Annotated in this window: 21 protein-coding genes; 14 read left to right on the plus strand and 7 right to left on the minus strand. The window is 62.4% G+C overall.

Annotated elements, in window-relative coordinates:
* Positions 1–17 precede the first annotated feature (17 nt).
* The 3 genes from N1058_RS18765 to N1058_RS18775 are packed head-to-tail and all read right to left on the minus strand — an operon-like array spanning position 18 to position 2,475.
* Complete coding sequence (locus tag N1058_RS18765) at positions 18–920, minus strand: SMP-30/gluconolactonase/LRE family protein (protein ID WP_265519125.1); 903 nt, start codon at positions 918–920, stop codon at positions 18–20.
* Positions 917–1,717, minus strand: coding sequence for an SDR family NAD(P)-dependent oxidoreductase (locus N1058_RS18770; RefSeq protein ID WP_265519126.1), 801 nt, complete (start codon positions 1,715–1,717; stop codon positions 917–919). The genes N1058_RS18765 and N1058_RS18770 overlap by 4 nt, the downstream gene beginning before the upstream one ends.
* Complete coding sequence (locus N1058_RS18775) at positions 1,714–2,475, minus strand: FadR/GntR family transcriptional regulator (RefSeq protein WP_265519127.1); 762 nt, start codon at positions 2,473–2,475, stop codon at positions 1,714–1,716. The genes N1058_RS18770 and N1058_RS18775 overlap by 4 nt, the downstream gene beginning before the upstream one ends.
* Positions 2,476–2,639: 164 nt before the next feature.
* Here N1058_RS18775 and N1058_RS18780 point away from each other — a divergent pair, with 164 nt between their 5' ends.
* Genes N1058_RS18780 through N1058_RS18790 form a run of 3 tightly spaced genes read left to right on the plus strand, consistent with a single transcriptional unit; the run spans position 2,640 to position 5,060 of the window.
* On the plus strand, positions 2,640–3,803 hold the full coding sequence (locus tag N1058_RS18780; RefSeq protein ID WP_265519128.1) for a mandelate racemase/muconate lactonizing enzyme family protein: 1,164 nt from the start codon (positions 2,640–2,642) through the stop codon (positions 3,801–3,803).
* Between the two features lie 55 nt (positions 3,804–3,858).
* Positions 3,859–4,725, plus strand: coding sequence for a DUF6772 family protein (locus N1058_RS18785; RefSeq protein ID WP_265519207.1), 867 nt, complete (start codon positions 3,859–3,861; stop codon positions 4,723–4,725).
* Positions 4,725–5,060 carry a hypothetical protein gene (locus N1058_RS18790; protein ID WP_265519129.1) on the plus strand — a complete coding sequence of 112 codons (336 nt, stop codon included), beginning with the start codon at positions 4,725–4,727 and terminating at the stop codon, positions 5,058–5,060. Before N1058_RS18785 ends, N1058_RS18790 begins: the two co-directional genes overlap by 1 nt.
* Before the next feature lie 120 nt (positions 5,061–5,180).
* Here N1058_RS18790 and N1058_RS18795 read toward each other — a convergent pair whose 3' ends face one another.
* The 4 genes from N1058_RS18795 to N1058_RS18810 all read right to left on the minus strand — a co-directional run bounded on the left by N1058_RS18795 (position 5,181) and on the right by N1058_RS18810 (position 8,789).
* Complete coding sequence (locus N1058_RS18795; RefSeq protein ID WP_265519130.1) at positions 5,181–6,455, minus strand: TRAP transporter large permease; 1,275 nt, start codon at positions 6,453–6,455, stop codon at positions 5,181–5,183.
* On the minus strand, positions 6,455–6,931 hold the full coding sequence (locus N1058_RS18800) for a TRAP transporter small permease (protein ID WP_265519131.1): 477 nt from the start codon (positions 6,929–6,931) through the stop codon (positions 6,455–6,457). The genes N1058_RS18795 and N1058_RS18800 overlap by 1 nt, the downstream gene beginning before the upstream one ends.
* A 61-nt stretch (positions 6,932–6,992) precedes the next feature.
* Positions 6,993–7,961 carry a sialic acid TRAP transporter substrate-binding protein SiaP gene (locus N1058_RS18805; protein ID WP_265519132.1) on the minus strand — a complete coding sequence of 323 codons (969 nt, stop codon included), beginning with the start codon at positions 7,959–7,961 and terminating at the stop codon, positions 6,993–6,995.
* A gap of 75 nt (positions 7,962–8,036) precedes the next feature.
* Positions 8,037–8,789 carry an FCD domain-containing protein gene (locus N1058_RS18810; protein ID WP_265519133.1) on the minus strand — a complete coding sequence of 251 codons (753 nt, stop codon included), beginning with the start codon at positions 8,787–8,789 and terminating at the stop codon, positions 8,037–8,039.
* 225 nt (positions 8,790–9,014) lie between these two features.
* Here N1058_RS18810 and N1058_RS18815 point away from each other — a divergent pair, with 225 nt between their 5' ends.
* The 11 genes from N1058_RS18815 to trbL all read left to right on the plus strand — a co-directional run bounded on the left by N1058_RS18815 (position 9,015) and on the right by trbL (position 20,762).
* The gene (locus tag N1058_RS18815; protein WP_265519134.1) at positions 9,015–9,908 is read left to right on the plus strand and encodes a dihydrodipicolinate synthase family protein; all 894 of its coding nucleotides are present in this window, start codon (positions 9,015–9,017) and stop codon (positions 9,906–9,908) included.
* The gene (locus N1058_RS18820; RefSeq protein ID WP_265519135.1) at positions 9,892–10,827 is read left to right on the plus strand and encodes a dihydrodipicolinate synthase family protein; all 936 of its coding nucleotides are present in this window, start codon (positions 9,892–9,894) and stop codon (positions 10,825–10,827) included. The genes N1058_RS18815 and N1058_RS18820 overlap by 17 nt, the downstream gene beginning before the upstream one ends.
* Positions 10,828–11,195: 368 nt before the next feature.
* Positions 11,196–11,555, plus strand: a complete 360-nt coding sequence (locus N1058_RS18825; RefSeq protein WP_265519136.1) for a hypothetical protein — start codon at positions 11,196–11,198, stop codon at positions 11,553–11,555.
* Between the two features lie 457 nt (positions 11,556–12,012).
* Positions 12,013–14,037: a conjugal transfer protein TraG gene (locus N1058_RS18830; protein ID WP_265519137.1), complete on the plus strand. Its 2,025-nt coding sequence runs from the start codon at positions 12,013–12,015 to the stop codon at positions 14,035–14,037.
* 111 nt (positions 14,038–14,148) lie between these two features.
* Positions 14,149–14,547, plus strand: a complete 399-nt coding sequence (locus N1058_RS18835) for a ribbon-helix-helix domain-containing protein (RefSeq protein ID WP_265519138.1) — start codon at positions 14,149–14,151, stop codon at positions 14,545–14,547.
* Positions 14,544–15,506, plus strand: coding sequence for a P-type conjugative transfer ATPase TrbB (gene trbB / locus N1058_RS18840; protein ID WP_265519139.1), 963 nt, complete (start codon positions 14,544–14,546; stop codon positions 15,504–15,506). Before N1058_RS18835 ends, trbB begins: the two co-directional genes overlap by 4 nt.
* Positions 15,507–15,518: 12 nt before the next feature.
* Entirely contained in the window at positions 15,519–15,827 is a 309-nt protein-coding gene (locus tag N1058_RS18845; protein ID WP_265519140.1) for a TrbC/VirB2 family type IV secretion system protein, read from the plus strand.
* The gene (locus N1058_RS18850) at positions 15,827–16,096 is read left to right on the plus strand and encodes a VirB3 family type IV secretion system protein (RefSeq protein WP_265519141.1); all 270 of its coding nucleotides are present in this window, start codon (positions 15,827–15,829) and stop codon (positions 16,094–16,096) included. Before N1058_RS18845 ends, N1058_RS18850 begins: the two co-directional genes overlap by 1 nt.
* A complete protein-coding gene (trbE, locus tag N1058_RS18855; RefSeq protein ID WP_265519142.1) occupies positions 16,090–18,648 on the plus strand; it encodes a conjugal transfer protein TrbE in 2,559 nt (852 codons plus the stop codon). The genes N1058_RS18850 and trbE overlap by 7 nt, the downstream gene beginning before the upstream one ends.
* Entirely contained in the window at positions 18,645–19,370 is a 726-nt protein-coding gene (gene trbJ / locus N1058_RS18860) for a P-type conjugative transfer protein TrbJ (RefSeq protein WP_265519143.1), read from the plus strand. Before trbE ends, trbJ begins: the two co-directional genes overlap by 4 nt.
* An 18-nt stretch (positions 19,371–19,388) precedes the next feature.
* The gene (gene trbL / locus N1058_RS18865; RefSeq protein ID WP_265519144.1) at positions 19,389–20,762 is read left to right on the plus strand and encodes a P-type conjugative transfer protein TrbL; all 1,374 of its coding nucleotides are present in this window, start codon (positions 19,389–19,391) and stop codon (positions 20,760–20,762) included.

The following is a 20,762-nucleotide window of genomic DNA, read 5'->3' on the forward strand; positions in this document are numbered from 1 at the left end:
TTCCTCCCAGTTTCAGGTTATGTGGATGTGCTTCGCCCAGGCGCCCTGGCGAGGGTCTGCGGCAACCCGCGCACGCCAGGATCCAACGCCAGCACGGCGCCCGCCAGCGGCTGCTGCGCAAGCTCCTTCTCGTCGAGGCCATTGCGCATGGTCGTGACATAGAGGGTGGCCAGATCCGGACCGCCGAATGCGGGTTTTGTCGGGCGGGTGACCGGAAGCGGGATGGACCTCATCAGAACGCCATCGGGATCGAGACGCACGATTTCGCCCGCGTCTATTGCTGCGAACCAGTAGCAGCCCTCACTGTCGATTGCCGCCCCGTCGGGCCGGCCGTGCTCGCACTGGTGGAAGATGCGCCGATTGGACAGCGCACCGCTTTCGACATCGAAATCGAAAGCCCAGATCACGCGCCGCGAGACATGGCTGTCCGCCAAGTAGAACGTGCCGCCGTCCGGAGATACCGCCATGCCGTTCTGGATGAGAAGGCCGTCCAGGATTTGGGTGGCGCGATCCCCGTCGAACACGAAGAGCTGGCCGCCTGCGCCGCTGCCCCTGGGTTCGTCGATGGAGCCCGTCCAGAACCGGCCGGCGGGATCGACGACACCGTCATTCATGCGCCAGCCGCCAGTGGTAACCGGCGCCTGCGCGATTGGCGATTGCACGCCCAACGCGGGATTGAGCTGTGACCAGCCAGTGCCCGCCGCGACAATCAGCGAGCCATCGTCACAAAGTGCGAGTGCGGCTGGCGGCTCGGCGGAATCGAAACTCGTAAAGGCACCGGTGGACGGCTGTAGCCTGCGGATAGCCCTTCCGAGAATATCCACCCACCAGAGGCAACCGCCCGTCGCGTCCCAAAGTGGGCCTTCGCCGACAAGGTCTTGGGCGTGGTAAAGCACGGCGATATTCTGACGCCTGCTCATGCCGTCAACGCCACATTGCCAGGAGCATCACCGATGGACCAGCCGCCATCGACGGGAATATTCGCGCCGGTGATGTAGGCGCCTGCATCGCTGCACAAAAGCAGCACCGGGCCGACGCAATCGTCCGGGCGACCCGCCCGGCCAAGTGGTATTTTTGCTTCCACGGCCTGCCTGAATGTGGGGTCGGCGTAGCGCTCACTGTTGCGCTCCGTCTCGATCGCTCCCGGGGAAACAACGTTCATGGTGACGCCCCTGGCGCCGACGTCGCGCGCCAGAGCGCGGATGGCGGTGAGCTGGGCAGATTTCAGCGATGCGTAGACCACCGTCTCGGCTCGGGGCCTTGCCGCGAGCACGCTGCCGATCGCCACGACTCGACCCCAGCCGCGCTCGATCATCGGCGGCAGCAGCGTGCGGGTAAGAAACAGGAGCGATGTGAAGTTCGCCGCGACATGCGCCTCGATGTCGGATTCGCTCAGCGCGTTCCATTGCGAGCGGCGCTCGATGGCGGCATTGGCGATAAGGATATCGATATTGCCATGCTTCTCCAGCACAGCACCGGCGAGCCGGGCGGCCGCGCCGCTCAGTGTGAAATCGGCCTCCACCGCCCGGGCTGAACGGCCGAACTCTTCGATCCGCCGACAGGTGTCCAATGCGCCCTCATCATCGCCAAGATGGTGCACCACCAGGTCGGCGCCGCTTTCGGCGAGACCCAGCGCGATTGCCCGCCCGATGCCGCTGTTTGCGCCGGTGACGAGCGCCCTGCGGCCGGCAAGGGAAAAACGCCCGCCGCCCGTCACTGCCCGCCCCTTTCCGCCGGCCCGCTGGCAACCTCAAGCGAGGCGATATCGGCCGCCTCGTAGTGCCTGGCGATCATGGCCTCCGCACGATCCTGGTCTCCGGCTTCGATGGCGGAATAGATGGCACGATGCCGCTCCACCGTCGCCGCCCAATCGGCGCTGGTGCGGTTGCTGCGGCTGGAAAAGAGCTCCGAAACCTCGCGCTGGACGGAGCGGAGACCCTCCATCTGCACACGGATCATCATGTTGCCGGTTGCCAGCGCCAGGCCATGGTGGAAGGCGATGTCTGCTGCCGTGAAGGCGTCCGGGTCGCCCAAGGAGCGCTGCATATCCGCCACCGCGTCATCCATCGCCTTCAGCCCTTCCGGGTGCTGACGCTGCGCCGCAAGCCGGGCTATGCCCGCTTCAACAACAAGGCGCATCTCGTTGGCCTCGCGCAGGCGGCGCAGGCTGGAGCGTACGGCAAACCCGTAGAATCTTTCCAACGGCTCGCCATTGAGCGCCTTCACGCGCGCCACCTTCCCCTGCTGGGTGTGAACGAGACCGGCGCCGGACAATTGACGCAGTGCCTCCCGCGCGATCGGTTTGCTGACGCCGAACTCGCGGGCAATCTCCCCTTCCGAGGGCAGTGGATCGCCCGGCACCAGCCGCCCGTCGAAGACCGCTGCGGCGATCGCCTCCGTCACGGCGTCGGCAAGCCGCGAAGGCACCGCGATGCGGGCGGAAAAGAAGGACATCTCGGACGGGTCTGCGCTCATGGCCACCTCATTTCCCGGGTCCTTTAGCATGACTGGACCAACCTAGCAACTAAGTTTGTTAGTTGCGAAGAAGCCATGTGTAGTCTATGAGAATGAGCGCCGGGAGACTACCCGGTATGGGGAACGTGCCGCGGGGCGGCTCAGCATTTGCGCAGGACGGAACGATGCACGATGTGAGTTCGAAGCAGGAAGAGACATATGCGGACGCCGACGGCATCCGCATTACCGACGTCATCGCTCATCCGCTGACGCAGACGCTGCCGAAGCCCACCGTCACCTCCTGGGGCAAGTACACCGAAGTGTCGATTGTCCTGGTCGAAGTGCGAACGGATGCCGGCATCACCGGGGTGGGCGAGGCGCTGGCGCGCTTTTCCCCAAAGGCCTATGCGGAACTGATCGAGACCTCGCTGAAGCCGCGCCTCATCGGCAAGGATCCGCGCGACATCGGCGCCCACTGGCAGACGATGCGTCGGGCGCTCTCCGGGCGAGCCGGGGGCATGCTGGTGGAGGCGATCGCTGGAGTGGACATCGCGCTGTGGGACATCCTCGGCAAGGCGGCGAACCTGCCCATATACCGCCTGCTGGGCGGCGTTGGCCGCACGGAGGTGGCGTGTTACGCCGCATCGGTGAACTGGGGCACGGACGAATTTATGGACGAGGAGCTCGACCGCTATCTGGAGAAGGGCTTTCCGCGCGTCAAGATCAAAATCGCCAAGCCCGTGAAGGATGCCTGCCGGCGTATCGAGAGGCTGCGCAAACGCGCAGGCAACGACATCGAACTGTGCGTCGACGCCAACTGGGCCTATACGCTGGAGGAGGCGGTGGAGGTGGGCCGGGCACTTACCGCCAACGGCTATTTCTGGTTCGAGGAGCCGCTGCGCCCCGAGGACGAGCAAGGTTACGAGGAGCTTCACCGGCGCTGCGCGACGCCGCTCGCCGCCGGGGAGAGCAACTACACGCTCGACCAGGCAATGCGGCTGGTCTCCAACCGCACGCTGTCCTTCCTGCAGCCCGACGTCGCGCGCTCGGGCGGCATCACGGAGACGCGTCGGATGGCGGAGTTCGCCGCCGCCCACGACGTGCTCTATGCGCCGCATATCGGCATGTCGGGCATCGTCTGCGAGATGGCAAGCGTGCATCTGGCCGCCGCCATGCCCAATCTGCGCGCCATGGAGTGCGAGACCGACACAAGCCCCTTCAAGACTGCGATCACCGGCGCCGCGCCGGGGGCCGACCGGCAGAAGAACGGGCTCCTGCCGGTGCCCACGGGCCCAGGCCTCGGCATCGAGGTGGACTGGGACGCGGTGGCGCGCCTGAGAAGCAAGTGATGGCGGAGAGACGGCATTGACCGAAAACACTTCAGGAAGCGAGCTGGCCGAGGCGCTGCGCACCGCCCTGCTGCGGGCGGACCCGAAGCTCAGCCGTTTCGAGCCGCTGCCGCGGATCATCAGCCTGGACGATTTCTCGCGCGGCCATTGTGGCTGGTCGCAGCTTGTCGGCAATTATGAAGAGTCGCTCGATACCATGCTGCCCGGCTATGCCCAGCATACAAGCGCCATGCTATCGACGCTCTCCCATTGGGACGCGGGTTCGCATGGCGGGATGGACAGTTCCTATGCCCTCAAGATCGCCACCCGGCCGCGCCCGGGCGCGCAGAACGTCGCAATCAAGCGGCTGACGTTCCGCCACCGCGGCCCTATCCGGTTCGAGACCTACTTCACCTTCAAGCCGGAGGCGACGGAGCTGCAACTGGGCGAGACCGACGTCCGCTCCATGGGTTTCCTTCTAGACCTCCAGGGTGGCGACAAGGATGCCGGCGCCGAGCGCGTGATGCCGCATATGCGATTCCTCAATGCCGAGGGCGGCAGGCATCTTCAAAAGTGGCAGTTCAAGACGGAGACCACTGCCTTCCGGCCGATCGGCGATGGCGAGAAGACGCTCAGCCACTACCACCTGGCGCCAGAAGGCTGGCAAGACCTGCCGGGCGGTGAGCAGAGGCTGTGCTATAATGAGATCGCCACCAAGGTGAACTGGAGCTATCTGCGCTTCGATTTCGACCTGGCGGAAATGCGCGCCCTCTCCTTCCAGTGCAACGACCGCGTGTTCGACATGTCGGGCTTCGATTCCATCCGCATGCCGGCCATGAAGAATTTGTGGTGCATGCTCAATTTCTGCCTTTTCGCCGAAACAGACGTGGCGAAGCGGGCGTTTCTCTATGTCGATTCCGTCTGCATTTCCGGTGACTTTTGATGCTGCCCGAAAACATAACCGCCATTGTCGCCCGCAACGAAACCTGGAGCGGCCAGGCCGCCACCGAGCCTTACGAGGTGGGCTGGGCACGCGAGGCGGTGATATTCGTGCGCGCGCTGAAGGAGCCCGTCGGCCCCGCTCCCGTAGCCCAGGTCGAAATCTCGCCGGACGGGATGCATTGGGTGCCGGAGGGCGCGCAGTTCAAGATGCCCTCGGCCAGCGGCGAGATCGCCGTGGCGCGCCTTACCAATTACGGCAACTGGCTGCGGATCGCCACCCGCTTCGAGGACGGCGCCTCCTGCTCAGTGCTGGTGACCCTTCACCTGAAGGCCTGAGACCGCGGCCGCGTGGTGCTGTCGACCGTGATATGGCATCGACGTTCCCGTCTCGCATCTGCGCGCAAACGCCCGTCACAGCCCCCACAACTCCGCCTTTGATCTCGCCAAACGCCGACTTCAATCCAGCAGGCTTGGCAGAGCGGTGGAAAGCTGCGGGATGAAGGTGACCAGGGCAAGCACGACGAGCGGCGGCACGAGCCAGGGTAGAATCGCCACAGCCAGCCGGTGATAGGGTATGTCGCCAACCTTCGCGACGACGAACAGCGCCACGCCCATGGGCGGGGTGAGCGTGCTTATCATCAGGTTGAAGACCACAATGATGCCGAAATGGATAGGGTCGATGCCGTAGCCTGTGGCGACCTGCACCAACATGGGCACGAGGATGAGCAAGATCGCTAGTGACTCTATGAAGGCACCGAGCACAAAGATCAGCAGATTGACGGTAAGAAGGAACGCGACCGGGCTTTCCACCAGATCGAGGAAGAGAGCGGCGACCTGTTGCGGCGCCTGCTCCCGCGCCAGGATGACGCCGATCATCGAGACGCCGGCGATGATGATGGCGATGCTGGCCGAGGTGGAAGCGGTCTCATAAAGCGAGTCCCAGAGCCTGCGCCATGTCAGCTGTCGGTAGAAGACCAGGTCGATGAGGATTGCGTAGGCTACGGTCATTGCCGCCGCTTCGGTCGGCGAAAACATGCCTGAAAAGATCCCGCCAATGATCACCACGGGTGTCAGCAGAGCTGGAAAGGACCGGACGAAGCCGCCGAACAGTTCCTTCAGTGTTGCCCTGGGCTCGACGGGATAGTTGCGCCGGCGGGCCAACACATAGACCATCACCATGAGAGTAGCAGCGCATAAAAATCCCGGGACGACACCACCCAGGAACAGCCTGCCTATGCTTGTGTTCGAAGCCACACCGTAAAGAACCATGGTGATGCTGGGCGGCACCAGCGGCCCGATCATGGACGAAGCAGCCGTCACCGAGCCGGAGAAATCGTCATCATAGCCCGCATCACGCATCGCCTTGATCTCCATCTTGCCGAGACCCGCCGCGTCGGCGATGGCAGAACCCGACATGCCGGAGAAGAAGAGGCTAGCAAGCACATTGACGTGGCCAAGGCCGCCGCGGAGGTGGCCGACGAGCGATCTTGCAAAGCCGAAGAGCTGGTTCGTCACGCCGCCGCTATTGAGGATGGCCGCAGCAAGGATGAAAAGCGGCACCGCCAGCAGGGGAAAGCTGTTGAGCCCGTCCACCATGCGCTGCACCGCAAAGGATAGACCGATGCCGGAATAGTAGAAATACCCCATCGAGACGAAGATCATCGCCACGCCAATGGGAACGCCAACGAAGACGAGCAGCAACCAGACGAGCGTGATTAGGGAAAGGATCATCAGCCCTGCCCTCGCGAGCGCCCGATCCGCCGGATTACCCTGTTGGCCACGCGATAGACGATGAAGATACCGGCGATGGGGAAGGACGCATAAAGCAGCGCATCGCTGACAGGGAGCGATACGGCCGCATTGTTCCAACTGCGCAGCACGCCGCGATAGCCTATCCAGATGAGGTGGCAGGTGATGCCCAGATAGAGGAGGTCGATGATGGTGAAGGTGGCAATCCGCGCTGTCCGCGCCATCATCTCGGGTATGATATCCATCCGCAAATGCGTGTCGGTGCGCTCGACTTCGGCGATGCCGATGAAGGCCATCCAGACCCAGAGCCAGCGCGAGAGTTCTTCCGTCCAGATCGGCGGGTTGAAATAGCCCGTCCGCCCGACGACCTGCAGCAGCATCACACCGAGGAGCACGATGAAGATGATAGCCGCTGCGCTCCCTTCGAAGGAGTAGCGGGTCTTGGCACTGTCGAACAAGAATAGGCCTCCCGCAGGTGCATAGCCGAGGCAGGCCCATACCTGCCCCGGCGCAGAAGCTTTACTGGTTCATGAGCTCGGTGATGGAGCCTTCGCCGAACTGTTCCTCCAGCTTGTCGTAGAACGGCTGCATCGCCTCCCGGAAGGGTGCCAGATCAGGCTTGGTCACCGTCAGCCCCTCCTCCTCGAAGAAGGTGACGAGATTGGCCTCGTCCTTCATCATGAGATCGTTGGTGACGGCGCGGCCAGCCTGTGCCGCTTCAATGACCCAGCCGCGCTGCTCCTCCGACAATTTCTCCCATGTCTTGTTGGAGACGATCACCGCCTTGGACGCGACGAAATGGCCGGTAAGGGCGATGCTCTCCTGCACTTCGTAGAACTTCATCGCCTTGATCGTCGGCAGCGGGTTCTCCTGGCCGTCGACCTGACTCGTCTGCAGCGCGAGGTAAACCTCGGCGAAGGCCACGGGCGCCGGCGTTGCGCCCACCGCTTGGGCGTAGTCCATCAGGAAAGGCACGTTGGGCGTACGCAGGCGCAGCCCCTTCATGTCCGCCATGGAGTCGATAACCTTATTGGCGGTGGTGTGCCGCGTACCGAAATACCACACGTCGAGCACCTGTACGCCCTGCTCGTTGAATTTCTCGTCCATTGCCTGCCCGTAGGGACCTTCGATCACGCGCAGCAGGTGGTCGTAGTCGGAGATGACATAGGGCTCGCCGATCAGGGACAGCTCCGGGATGATGTAGCTCATATCCGGATAGCCGTTGATGGTGAAGTCGAGCTCGCCTTCCTGCACCTGCGCGGTCATGGCCTTGAAATCGCCGAGCTGGGAGCCGGGAAACAGCTTCAGGCTCATCGTGCTGCCGGAAAGCTCCTGCAACTTCTCGTGCATCGCGACCACGCCCTTGTAGACGTTGTCGCCTTCCACATCCTGCATACCGAAAGTAAGCTCCTGCGCGCTGGCCGTCCCGCCCGTAAGCAGAGCCAGGGAAAGGGTGCCCGACAGGAGCAGGCTGTTCACAACCTTCATTGACGTTTCCTCCACTTTGGCCGACCGATCGCCGGCATTGGCAGCCCGTCATGCGAGGCGGACCATTTTCGTTGCTCAATCCGGCATCTGGCCGAGATCGAGTTTCTTCGGCTGCGGCACGCGCGCACGGTAGGAGCGGGCCAGATGCGCATCCATGATGGCGACCGCCTGTTCCGCGTCGCCATTGACGATCGCTTCGTAGATCTGGCGGTGCTCCTCATAGACCATCATGTCGTGCCGGCGCTGGTCCTCCATGGGGGCGCGCTGCTGCAGCATGGTGCGCACGAACATGTCGTGCAGCGTCAAGATGATGGGGTTTTCGACCACCGAGACGATTGAGCGGTGGAAGGCCTGGTCGGCCTCCTTGAAGCGTTCAAGTTCGCCGATGGCCTCGTAGCACGCATTAAGCGCGCCGTGGATTTGCGCAAGCTTGATGGCGGATGCCGATTGCGCCACCGATCGCACCGCACCCACCTCGATGAACTGCCGGATCTGCTCAAGATAGGCACCGCTTTCGGCGTCTCCCACGAGGTCGCGGATATGGCCGGCGGCATTGAGGAAAATCTTCTCGATCGAGGGTTTTTCGGCCCGCGGCCGCCGCGTCGTGCTTAGATTGGCATAACCGCGCTGCTGCATCAGCACGAGCGCTTCGCGCACCGTAGGGCGGGAGGAATCGAAGCGTTCGCAAAGATCACGTTCAGACGGCAACACCTCGCCCACAGCAATCCGGCCGGCCTTGATCTCGGATACGAGCGCATTGGCAACGGCGTGAGCGGCACGGCTTTTCCCCTGCACGTTCGCCGAGTTCAGGCTCCCAAATGTGGTCATGTCTTCAAGCATCCGCACTTTTCTCTATCGCGCCCAGCATCTGGTCCAACAAGCAAAGCATATGGTAATACCAAAAGCAAGAACTTTGCACCACCCAAGTGGAAAGCGTAGCCGAACAGGCGTCTTTGCCGATAGACAGTCGAAATTTGACAGCCCATTTAAGGAAGGCTATGGCCTGGATCAACCAAACCTGTAGTATGGCAATACAAAATAGGAAGAGTGTCGATGGCCAGTCTTGAAGGTGTGCATGTCGCGTTGCTGACCGGCTTTGCCGATGACGGCGCGTTCAGCGCCGAGCGCCAGGCCCGTATCGTCGATTACGCCGTGCGCCAGAAGGTCGACGGGCTCTATGTCGGCGGAAGCAGCGGTGAGGCCGCAATCATGCAGGCCGGCGAACTGTCCGAGCAGCAGGAGGTGGTAATGGAGCGCGCCCGCGGCAAGGTGAGGACATTGATTGCCCATGTGGGCCAACCGGCGCTCAAGGATTCGATACGACTGGCCGAGCGCGCAGCGGAACTGGGCTATGACGCGATCTCCGCACTGCCACCCCATGCCTTTGCCTATCGGCTGGAGGATGTGAAGAGCTACTACGCCGAGATCGCCAAAGCGTCGGGCTTGCCACTCATCATCTACGAGGTCCCGCACAGGACCGGGCGGGCGACACCGCTTGCTCACATGGACGAAGTTCTGCAGATCGAAGGCGTAGCAGGGCTCAAATATACGAGCCCCGACCTTTATCTCCTCTCCCGCCTGCAGAAGCGCTTCCCGCAGAAGCTCTTCTTCTTCGGCGTCGACGAGATGTTCGCCGCCGCCGCAGCGCTCGGCGTCAATGGCGGCATCGGCACCACCTACAACGTGGTCGGAAGCCTTTACACGGCAATCGCCGAGGCTGTTGTGCGCGGCGATCTGGAGCGCATGCGCACGCTGCAGCGCATCTCCCAGGACCTGGTGGAAAGAATAATCGCAGTTGGCGTCATCCCCGGCACCAAGCGGCTACTGCAACTGGCGGGAGTCGATTGCGGGCCGGCGCGCGCACCACTCAGCCTCGGACCGGCCGATCAGGTGGATGCGCTGGAAAGTTGGTTTGCAACCGAGGCGATCGATGAGTGGCTCGCCTGATCTTCCGCGGGGGATATGGGCGGCGGTCCTGCTGCCTGTCTCGGCACAAGGCGAGATAGACTGGGGCGCGCTCGCCGAGGAAATCTCCATCCTCTGTGAGGGCCCGGTTGACGGGCTCTACACCAACGGCACGGCAGGCGAGTTCCATAGTCAGACCGAGGCCGAATATGAGCGGCTGACGGCGCTGATGGCTGAGATCGCGGGAAAGGCCGGCAAACCCTTCCAGATCGGCGTCAACCACACCAATGCCCGGATCGCGCGCGCGCGCCTCTCGGGGCTCGGACCCTTGCGTCCCACCGGTGCCCAGATCATCCTGCCGGACTGGTGGCCGCCGGGTGACGCCGAGGTCGCCCGCTTCATCGATGGAATGCATGCGGCGGCCGGTGACGTGCCGCTCATCCTCTACAATCCTCCGCATGCCAAAAAGCGCCTGACACTGGCGCAGATCGCCGGACTGCGCGCGCTCGCGCCGGGCCTGATCGGCGCCAAGCTACCCGGCGGCGATGCCCAATGGCATGCCGAACGACGCCGCCTCCTGCCCGAGTTTTCGGTCTTCGTACCCGGCCATACGGTGGCAACCGCCCGGCCGCTGGGTGCGGACGGCTCCTATTCCAACATGGCGTGCCTTAGCCCCTTCGGCGCCGCCATGCACTGGCGCATGATCGAGAGCGACCCTGCCGCGGCCGGTGACCTGGAACGCCGCGCCAATCTTTTCCTGCGTGATCACGTGCTGCCCTTTCGGGCAAGCCACGGCCTCTCCGATGCAGCGCTCGACAAGCTCATGGCAGCCGCCGGCGGCTGGGGACCCGTTTCGAGCAGGCTTTTGTGGCCCTATACTTATGCCTCGCAGGAGGATGTACAGCGGCTCGCAACAGCATCGCGGAAACTGATGCCCGAATATTTCGGTATTGGCCGGTAAATCGTGCCTGTCGTTGTCGCTGAACTTGGACCATTGCGTGCGAAGCCAAAGCTTGCGGCCATCGCGGTATTCATCACGACCTAGTCATCGTTCGGGTGGCCGGTAAGCTGGTCGAGCAGGCCGTGGGCGACCTTCATGTCATGCGACCGGGTGTGGAAGTAGGTCAGCTTCCCCGCGCGACCCGCGCCTTTTTCACCGCTTCCTCGATACGGCCTGCATAGCGCACCAGCGACGACTTCACGAGTGATTTGCCATTCTCTGTCAAGCCGTCGCCACTTGAGATGTGGTCGGAACAAATACACAGCGGCAGAATTCAGATGTAAAGCGATTGAACTCGAAGATGATCGCGTCTTTCTATGGAGGACGGAATGCATCGCGCGGTTCTTGCAGTTGCCACCGTTGCTGCCTTCATCGCGGATCCAACGATCGCCCTGGCGCAGGCCCTGCTGTCAGACCAACGAGATGGCATCGCGCATATGGCCAATGCGGCCATTGCCGAAGAACAGTGCCAGATGCAGGTGAACCAGGAAGTTATGACTACTACGATGGGGCATGTGGGCTTGGAGCTGATGGATTTAGAGGATCATCCATACAGAGCCGCATTCGAGGAAGCAGTACGGGAAGCGCAGCTCAGCATCGAAGTATATGGCAGCCACGTCGTCTGTGACCGCCTTGAGGCCATGTATGGGCCAACTGGGCTGAGAATCCCTGGTCTTGTCGCGAGATAGCCAACCAGTTTCAGACTACGCCGCCTCCACGCGATGTTCTGCTCGAGACACCGGGCGGATTGACCCGGCTCCAGATCTCCCACCGTGGCGGGAAGCTGGCATCCGTTGCTTGTGATCCCCTCCCCGGTTTCGTCGCGATTGAGGAAAAGCTTGAGGAGGTAGAGGGACCGCCGGAACGCCATCGGACCATGTTGCCGTTGGCGAATGCACCGGTGTCCGAACGCACATCTCCGGCCGGCCGCGCCTTTTGGCATACCCGCATCATCGTCAATTTCGACGACCCGCTCATCGACAGACACGGGCTTGAGGAGATACTCATCCCCGAAAGTTGCCGCACTTCCTCATCGAGCATCCATAAGTAGTCGGCGTAGATCATCGTACATAAAGGCCATAAGCGGTTTTAGGGTTTCGGGTGACACTGGCTCCGTTTGTCTTATCGAAGAACGGAGTCCTCGCCATGACCCCCACCAAGCTCCTGATTGGCCAAATCAGCGTCGTCTTCGCGATTGTCATGCTGGGCGTCTGGGTGGCGACGCAGTGGTGCGCGGACATGCTGGGTTATCAGGCACAACTCGGGCCACCCTGGTTCGTCTTCTTCGGCTGGCCGGTTTACGAGCCGTGGAAGCTGTTCGTCTGGTGGTATTTCTACGAGGCCTACGCGCCCGAGGTCTTCGATAAGGCCGGGATTCTGGCAGGCGCTTCCGGCTTCATGGGTTGCGCGGCGGCGGTAATCGGTTCGCTGTGGCGAGCGCGGCAGAGCCGATTGGCGACGACCTACGGCTCGGCGCGTTGGGCCTCAAGCCGGGAGATGAAGAAGGTCGGGCTGTTTCGGTCCGCAGGCGTGTTTCTTGGTCAGTTTCAGGGAAAATACCTGCGCCATGACGGGCCGGAGCATGTCATGGCGTTCGCGCCGACGCGCTCTGGCAAGGGCGTCGGACTGGTGGTGCCAACATTGCTGTCCTGGAACGGCTCGGCCGTCATCCACGACATCAAGGGCGAGAACTGGCAGCTGACCGCCGGTTGGCGCACGAGGTTTTCGCATTGCCTCCTGTTCAATCCCACGGATCCGCGTTCGGCCCGCTACAACCCGTTACTGGAGGTGCGCAAGGGGCCGGACGAGGTTCGCGACGTCCAGAACATCGCCGATATCCTGGTTGATCCGGAGGGTGCGCTGGAGCGGCGGAACCATTGGGAAAAGACCAGCCATGCGCTTCTGGTCGGCACCATCCTCCATGTGCTTTATGCCGAAGAGGAAAAGACGCTGGCGCGCGTCGCCACCTTCCTGTCCGATCCCAAACGCTCTTTTGCCGCGACGCTGCGGCGCATGATGGCGACCAATCATCTGGGCACGCCGGAGAAGCCGAAGGTCCATCCCGTCATCGCGTCGGCGGCGCGTGAGGTCCTGAACAAGTCGGAGAACGAACGCTCCAGCGTCTTGTCCACGGCCATGTCCTTCCTCGGCCTTTATCGTGACCCCACCGTCGCGGCGACGACCGCGACCTGCGACTGGCGCATTGCTGATCTGATGGATGCCAAACATCCCGTGTCGCTTTATCTCGTCGTGCCGCCTTCGGATATTTCACGTACCAAGCCGCTGGTGCGTATGATTCTCAATCAGATCGGCCGCCGACTGACGGAGCGGCTGGAGGGTGACCCGAAAAAGAGCCGCAGGCATCAGCTTTTGATGATGCTCGACGAATTTCCCGCGCTGGGGCGGCTCGACTTCTTCGAGACGGCGCTCGCCTTCATGGCCGGTTACGGCATCAGGGCCTATCTGATCGCACAGAGCCTCAACCAGATATCCAAGGCGTATGGCGAGAACAATTCCATTCTCGACAATTGTCATGTGCGCATTGCGTTTTCGTCGAACGATGAACGCACCGCAAAGCGCATTTCAGACGCGCTCGGCACCGCCACCGAACTCAGGGTAATGCGCAATTATGCCGGCCACCGGCTGGCACCCTGGCTCAGCCATGTCATGGTCAGCCGCCAGGAGACCGCCCGGCCGCTCCTCACCCCCGGCGAGGTGATGCAACTTCCAGGTGACGATGAACTGGTTCTGATTTCCGGCCTCGCGCCGATCCGGGCGAAGAAGCTTCGCTACTACGAGGACGAGAACTTCACCGGGCGGGTGCTGCCCGCGCCGGAAATGGCGATAGGCGATTATGCGGACAAGCCTGATGCGCGGCCTGATGATTGGGGCATGGATGTGCGCAAGCCCGATATGCGCCTTGCCGTCGAGGATGATGAAAAATCGACCTTCATTGACGAAGGCGGCATGCAGCAGCAACGCGGTCCGGGACTGGGGGAGGAAACGATCAAACCAGCACAGCCCGAACAGCCCGATTTGCCGAACCTTCTCGATGACGAGCCCGGCACCGCCACTGATCAGAAAATAATGGAACGCGCCTCTGCGCCTTCTCGCGTCTATGGCGTCAATGAAGCCATGGGGCCGGACAGGGATCTGCTGGATGGGTTCTGAGTAGATTTTCCGCAAGTGATCGTGCTTCGTCGTACATAAAGGGTATAAGAGATTCCAGCGACTTAGCCGATTTTGTCCTGACTGATTTTGCGTTTGTCAGGGCAAGGACACATGAAGCCGCGCCATAATATTTACATCGACGAGGAGACCAGCGCCGAACTGGAGGTGCTGGTAGCTAAACCCGGCGCGTCCAAATCCGCCATCGTCTCCGACGCCATCCGTCACTACATCCGCCATCGCGGCGCGCATGAGATCGACGAGGCGCTGAAAATCCGCCTCGACCGGGTGACGCGCGATCTTGGCCTCGTCCGGCGTGATCTCGACATACTGACCGAGAGCCTCGCCTTTTTCGTCAAGCTCTATCTCACCTTCAACGCGCATACCCCCCTGCCCGACCAGGCGGCGCAGGCGGCCGCGCGCGACCGCTTCCAGAATTTCATCGAGCAGGTCGGCCGCCAGATCGCGGGCGGCAAGCGCTCGCTTGGCCAAAATCAGCAGGAGAAACAATGACCGACACATCCGAAGATCGCCGCCGCGCCATGCTGAAAACGGCCATAGGGCCGGTGATTAGTGAGGCCCTGTCCGATCCGGCCGTCATCGAGGTGATGGTCAATCCCGACGGTAGGTTGTGGATCGAAAAACTGGGCGAAGGGCGAAATGACGCCGGTGTCCATGTTCACCCATCCGAAGCCGAACGCATCATTCGCCTGGTTGCTTCCCATGTTCGCGCCGAGATTCACGCAGACAATCCCATCGTCAGTGCCGAATTGCCGTCTGGCGAGCGGTTCGAGGGATTGTTGCCGCCGGTGGCGCTTGGACCGTGCTTCGCCATTCGCAAACCGGCAACGAAGATCTTCACCCTCGCCAATTATGTTCGTAGCCAGATCATGGTCCCGATCCAGGCCGATGCCTTGTGCAAGGCTGTCCGGGAGCGGAAGAACATTTTGGTCGCAGGCGGTACGTCTTCGGGCAAGACCACTCTTGCCAACGCGCTGCTCGCCGAAATTGCCGACTGCGACGAGCGGGTCGTCCTGATCGAAGATACCCGCGAACTTCAATGCGCGGCCAAGGATTGTGTAGCACTCAGAACACGCGCGGGCGCGGTCACCATGGCAGACCTGGTGCGCTCGACACTCAGGCTTCGTCCCGACCGCATCATTGTCGGCGAAGTACGCGGCGGCGAAGCGCTCGACATGCTCAAAGCCTGGAACACTGGCCATCCCGGCGGCATCGCCACGGTGCATGCCAATTCCGCGCGCTCGGCCCTCTATCGCATCGAGCAACTGGTGCAGGAGAGCGTCAGCGTCATCCCGCGCCGTCTGATCGCAGAAGCGATCGATCTCGTCGTCTTCATCGCCGGACGCGGATCGGCCCGCCGTATCGAGACCATCGCCGAGGTGACCGGCCTTGATCGGGACGGCGACTACACCGCCAAAACCCTTTCTTTCCCTCAGCTTCAGCAACTTTGAAAGGACCTGTCCATGCGCAAAAAGATTCGCTTTTTTCTCACATCCGCCCTCGCGTTTGCGTTTTGGGCCCCCGCCTATGCGGCCGGTTCCGGCATGCCATGGGAAGAACCGCTCCAGCGCATCCTGGAATCGGTTCAGGGGCCGGTGGCCAAGATCGTCGCGGTGATCATCATCATCGTCACCGGCTTGACGCTGGCCTTCGGCGACACCGCTGGTGGTTTTCGGCGCCTGATCCAGATCGTCTTCGGCCTGTCCATCGCTTTCGCCGCCAGCTCGTTCTTCCTCTCCTTCTTCTCCTTCGGCGGCGGAGCGCTTCTGTGATGGCGGCGTCTTCGCATATCGAGGGATTTGAAATCCCCGTCCATCGCGCGCTGACCGAGCCGATCCTGTTGGGCGGTGCGCCGCGCACCGTTGCGATCATCAATGGAACGCTGGCTGCAAGCATCGGCCTCGGCCTTCAGCAATGGATCGCCGGGGTCGTGATCTTCGTTGCCGGGCACACGCTCGCCGTGTTCGCCGCCAGGCGTGACCCGGATTTCATGATCGTGCTTGCCCGCCACCTGCGTCAACGGGGGTGGTGGCGATGCTGAACACTGCTGAATACCGCAATAAGGCCGACCGGCTTGCCGACCTTGTGCCCTGGGCAGCGCTGATTGCGCCCGGCGTCGTGCTTAACAAGGACGGCAGTTTCCAGCGCAGTTTCCGCTTTCGTGGCCCGGATCTGGAAAGCGCCACGGAGGCTGAACTGATCGGCCTGTGCGCCCGTGCCAATAATGCGCTGAAGCGCCTCGGCTCCGGCTGGGCGCTATTTTTTGACGCCGAGCGCCTTGAGGCGCAACATTATCCCTCATCGAAATTTCCGGACGCCGCTTCTTGGCTGGTGGACGAGGAACGCCGCGCCGCGTTTGAAGGTGGGCCGGATCAGGAAGCGCTCCAGTGGAGCGATTTCCCGGTGACCAAACAAGGCCAGCACTTCGAAAGCTGCTACCACCTCACCTTATTATATATGCCGCCGCCGGACGCAGAGGCGCGCGCCGAGAATTTCCTTTTGGATCGTGGCCGGGAGGAGAGTGAGGACCGGTGGCCGAAGGCCAGCAGTCGATCCGGTGAATCGATTTCTGCGACGAACGCCCGGAGCGCAAACGAAGGGCCGGCAAGGAGGAACTGGCGTCAGGAACTGGCCCGGTTTGGGCACGAGACCGAGCGGGTGCTGGATCTTTTGTCCGGTTTCCTGCCCGAGATCCGCGCGCTCGACGATACTGAGACCCTGACCTTCCTGCACGGGACGGTTTCCACAAAGCGCCATACCGTCACGGTCCCGGAAACGCCGATGTATCTCGACGGCGTTCTGGTGGACACGCCGCTGACCGGCGGTCTGGAGCCGATGCTGGGTGACCGGCATATCCGTACACTGACCATTCTTGGCTTCCCCAACACGACCCGGCCCGGAGTCCTTGATGCGCTCAATCATCAGGATTTTTCCTATCGCTGGGTGACGCGGTTTATCCCGCTCGACAAGACGGCAGCCACCAAGGTTTTGACGCGGTTGCGCAGGCAATGGTTCGCCAAGCGCAAGTCGATCACCGCCATTTTGCGCGAGGTGCTGACCAGTGAGGCGGCACCCTTGATCGATAGCGACGCCGACAACAAAGCGTTTGATGCCGATGCTGCCTTGCAGGCGCTTGGCGGGGATCATGTCGGCTTCGGCTATCTCACAACGACGATCACCGTGTTCGACGAAGACGGCCAAGCCGCCGAAGACAAGGCCCGGGCGATCGAACGCATAATCAATGGCCTCGGCTTTACCTGCATCCGCGAAACCGTCAATGCGGTCGAGGCCTGGCTCGGCAGCCTGCCGGGCCATGTCTATGCCAACGTCCGCCAGCCGCTGGTTCACACACTGAACCTTGCTCATCTCATGCCGCTTTCGGCGGTCTGGGCCGGGCCGGTGCGCAATACCCATTTGGGTGGCCTGCCGCTTCTTCATGCGGAAACCTCCGGCTCAACGCCGTTCCGGCTTTCCACCCATGTCGGCGATGTCGGTCATATGCTGATGGTCGGCCCGACCGGGGCCGGCAAATCGGTGCTGCTGTCACTGATCGCCATGCAGTTCCGCCGATACGCCGGATCGCAAGTTTATATCTTCGACAAGGGCAATTCCGCGCGGGCGGTCACCCTTGCCATGAATGGCGAGCATCATGCGCTGGGCAGCGACGGCTCCATTGCCTTTCAGCCGCTGCGCAATATCGACGATCCGGCCACACGAAGCTGGGCGGCGGAATGGATCGGCTCCTTGCTGGCGCATGAGAAGGTCGTTGTTACCCCGGAGGTGAAGGAAGCCGTCTGGTCTGCGCTCAACAATCTCGCCACCGCGCCGGCGGTGGAGCGCACGCTCACCGGGCTCACGGTGCTATTGCAATCAAATCCGATCAAGGCGGCGCTGCAACCCTATACGCTCGACGGCCCGTTCGGTCGGTTGCTCGATGCCGCAGATGACCGCCTGGCGATTTCGGACGTGCAGTGCTTCGAGACCGAAGAGCTGATGCACCAGGCAGGCGTGGTCCTGCCGGTGCTGACCTATCTCTTCCGCCGGCTGGAAGAGCGGTTCGACGGGCGGCCAACGCTGCTGATCCTCGATGAAGCCTGGGTCTTTCTCGACAATCCGCTCTTTGCCGCGCGCATCCGCGAATGGCTGAAGGTGCTGCGCAAGAAGAATGTCTCCGTCATCTTCGCCACCCAGTCGCTTACGGACGTGGCCGACAGCTCCATTGCCCCGGCCATCATCGAGAGCTGCCCGCAGCGCATCTTCCTGCCCAACGACCGGGCGGTCGAGCCGCAAGCGCGCGCCGCCTATGAACGCTTCGGTCTCAACGACCGGCAGATCGAACTGATCGCGCAGGCAACACCCAAGCGCCATTACTACCTGCAATCGCGGCGCGGCAACCGGCTGTTCGAGCTGGGCCTCGGGCCCGTCGCGCTGGCGCTTTGTGGTGCGTCCGATGCCGCCGCGCAAACCCTCATCGACGCGATCCTTACCGAACATGGGCCGGGCGATTTCGCCGCCCGGTTCCTCAAGGCGCGCGGCCTCGACTGGGCTGCCGATCTGGTCACGCATTTCCCCCAGCATGGAGAATCATCATGAAACGCACATCTCTTGCGGCGCTGATCGCCGCTTCACTTACCGTTCCCCTGGCCATCACCATGCCGCAGGCAGGTTACGCCGCCTGGCCGGTCTTCGATGCCACGAACTATGGCCAGAATGTTCTTCAGGCTGCGCGCGCCCTGGAACAGATCAACAACCAGATTCAGCAGCTCCAGAACCAGGCGACCATGTTGCAGAACATGGCGAAGAACCTTCGGCGGCTGGATTTCTCATCGCTTGGGACATTGCAGGGGGCGCTGAACCGCATCGACGGGCTGATGATGCAGGCCGAGGGCCTCAGCTTCGACCTGACGCAGCTCGAAGGCCAGTGGCGGCAGCAATATCCCGATAGCTTTGAGGCTTCTATCGGTGTGAACGACATGGCGACCGCCGCTCGCGAGCGCTGGCAGAGCGCCATGAATGCCTTCCGCCAGACCATGCGCGTGCAATCCCAGATCGTCGAGAATGTCCGCGCCGATGAAGGGCTGCTCACCGATCTCGTCAATCAGAGCCAGGGCGCCGTCGGCGCGTTGCAGGCCCAGCAGGCCGCCAACCAGCTCATCGCGCTCAGCGCCAAGCAGCAAATGCAGATCCAGACGCTGACGGCTGCGCATTACCGCGCCGAGGCCATCGAGGCCGCACGCAAGGCGCAGGCTGAAGAAGCGGCCCGCGAAACGACGCGGCGGTTTCTGGGTTCCGGCAGCGCTTATTCCGGCAACTGATCGTCAGGGGCGACGCGCATGAACGATCTCGGCATTATCGACCGGTTCATGGAGACCTTCAGCCAGTATATCGATTCTGGCTTTGGGCTGCTGTCAGGCGACGTCGCCTTCCTGACCACCATCCTGATCGGCATCGATATCACGCTCGCCGGGTTGTTCTGGGCACTCGGCGGCGAAGACAATATCGTCGGACGATTGCTCAAGAAGGTGCTCTATGTCGGCGCCTTCGCCTTCATTCTCAACAACTTCCAAAACCTTGCCGACATTATCTATCGCTCGTTCTCCGGCATTGGCATACAGGCCGCGCCCGGCGGCATGACCGCTGACGATCTTTTGAAACCCGGCAAGATCGCCGCCACCGGCTACGAGGCGGCCTATCCGCTGCTCGAACAGGTAAGCAACCTCGTCGGTTTCCCGGAAATCTTCGGCAACGCGCTCACCGTCTTCGTGCTTTTGGTCGCCTGGTTCCTCGTCATCCTTGCCTTCTTCATTCTCAGCATCCAGCTGTTCATCACCGTGCTGGAATTCAAGCTGACGACGCTGGCGGGTTTCGTGCTCGTGCCCTTTGCGCTGTGGAACAAGACCGCGTTTCTCGCCGAGCGCGTACTGGGCAATGTCATCTCTTCGGGCATCAAGGTGATGGTGCTGGCGGTTATCGCAGGCATCGGTTCGACGCTGTTTGCCACCTTCACGACCGGCCTTCAGGGGCAGGAACCCGACCTTGCCGCCGCCATGTCACAGGTGTTGGGTGCACTGGCACTGCTGGGCCTCGGCATTTTCGGCCCCGGCATTGCCTCGGGGCTTGTGTCCGGCGCACCGCAACACGGAGCGGGCGCAGCCCTTGGCACAGCGGGTGCTGCCGCAGGCGCCATGATGCTGACGGGCGGTGCAGCCATAGCGGGCGGGCGCATGGCCGCTGGCGGCGGTCTTTCCGCCATTCGGGCAGGAACCGCCATGGGATCGGCGGCTTCCACCTCTTTCCAAATGGGCCGGGCCACCTCCGGCGCTTCCGGCATGGCAGGTGTTGCGGCCGGCATGGGCGGCGTTGCCCACGCCGCAGGCGGCGCTGCCATGCAAGGCGCGCGTTCCGCCTCAGGCCGCGCCGCCACTTTCCTCAAGCAGAGCGCCACCAAAGGAACACGCGCCGCCTGGACCGCGAGCGGCGGTACGGCGACCGCCGCGATGCAAGAGGGTGAGGAGCGAACGGCAAACGCCGCATCAGCCAACACCGCAGCCAGTTCCGTGCCAGGCAATTCTGCACCCGATTGGGCCAAACGCATCCGTTCCGACCAGACCACCCGCGCCAGCCGCTATGCGGTGACACAGGCCATCAAGGACGGCGACCGGCCTGGCCAGGGCGCCAATCCCACCATCGATCAAAAGGACGATTGA

The organism is Nitratireductor luteus (assembly GCF_026162365.1).
GTDB classification, from domain to species: domain Bacteria; phylum Pseudomonadota; class Alphaproteobacteria; order Rhizobiales; family Rhizobiaceae; genus Chelativorans; species Chelativorans luteus.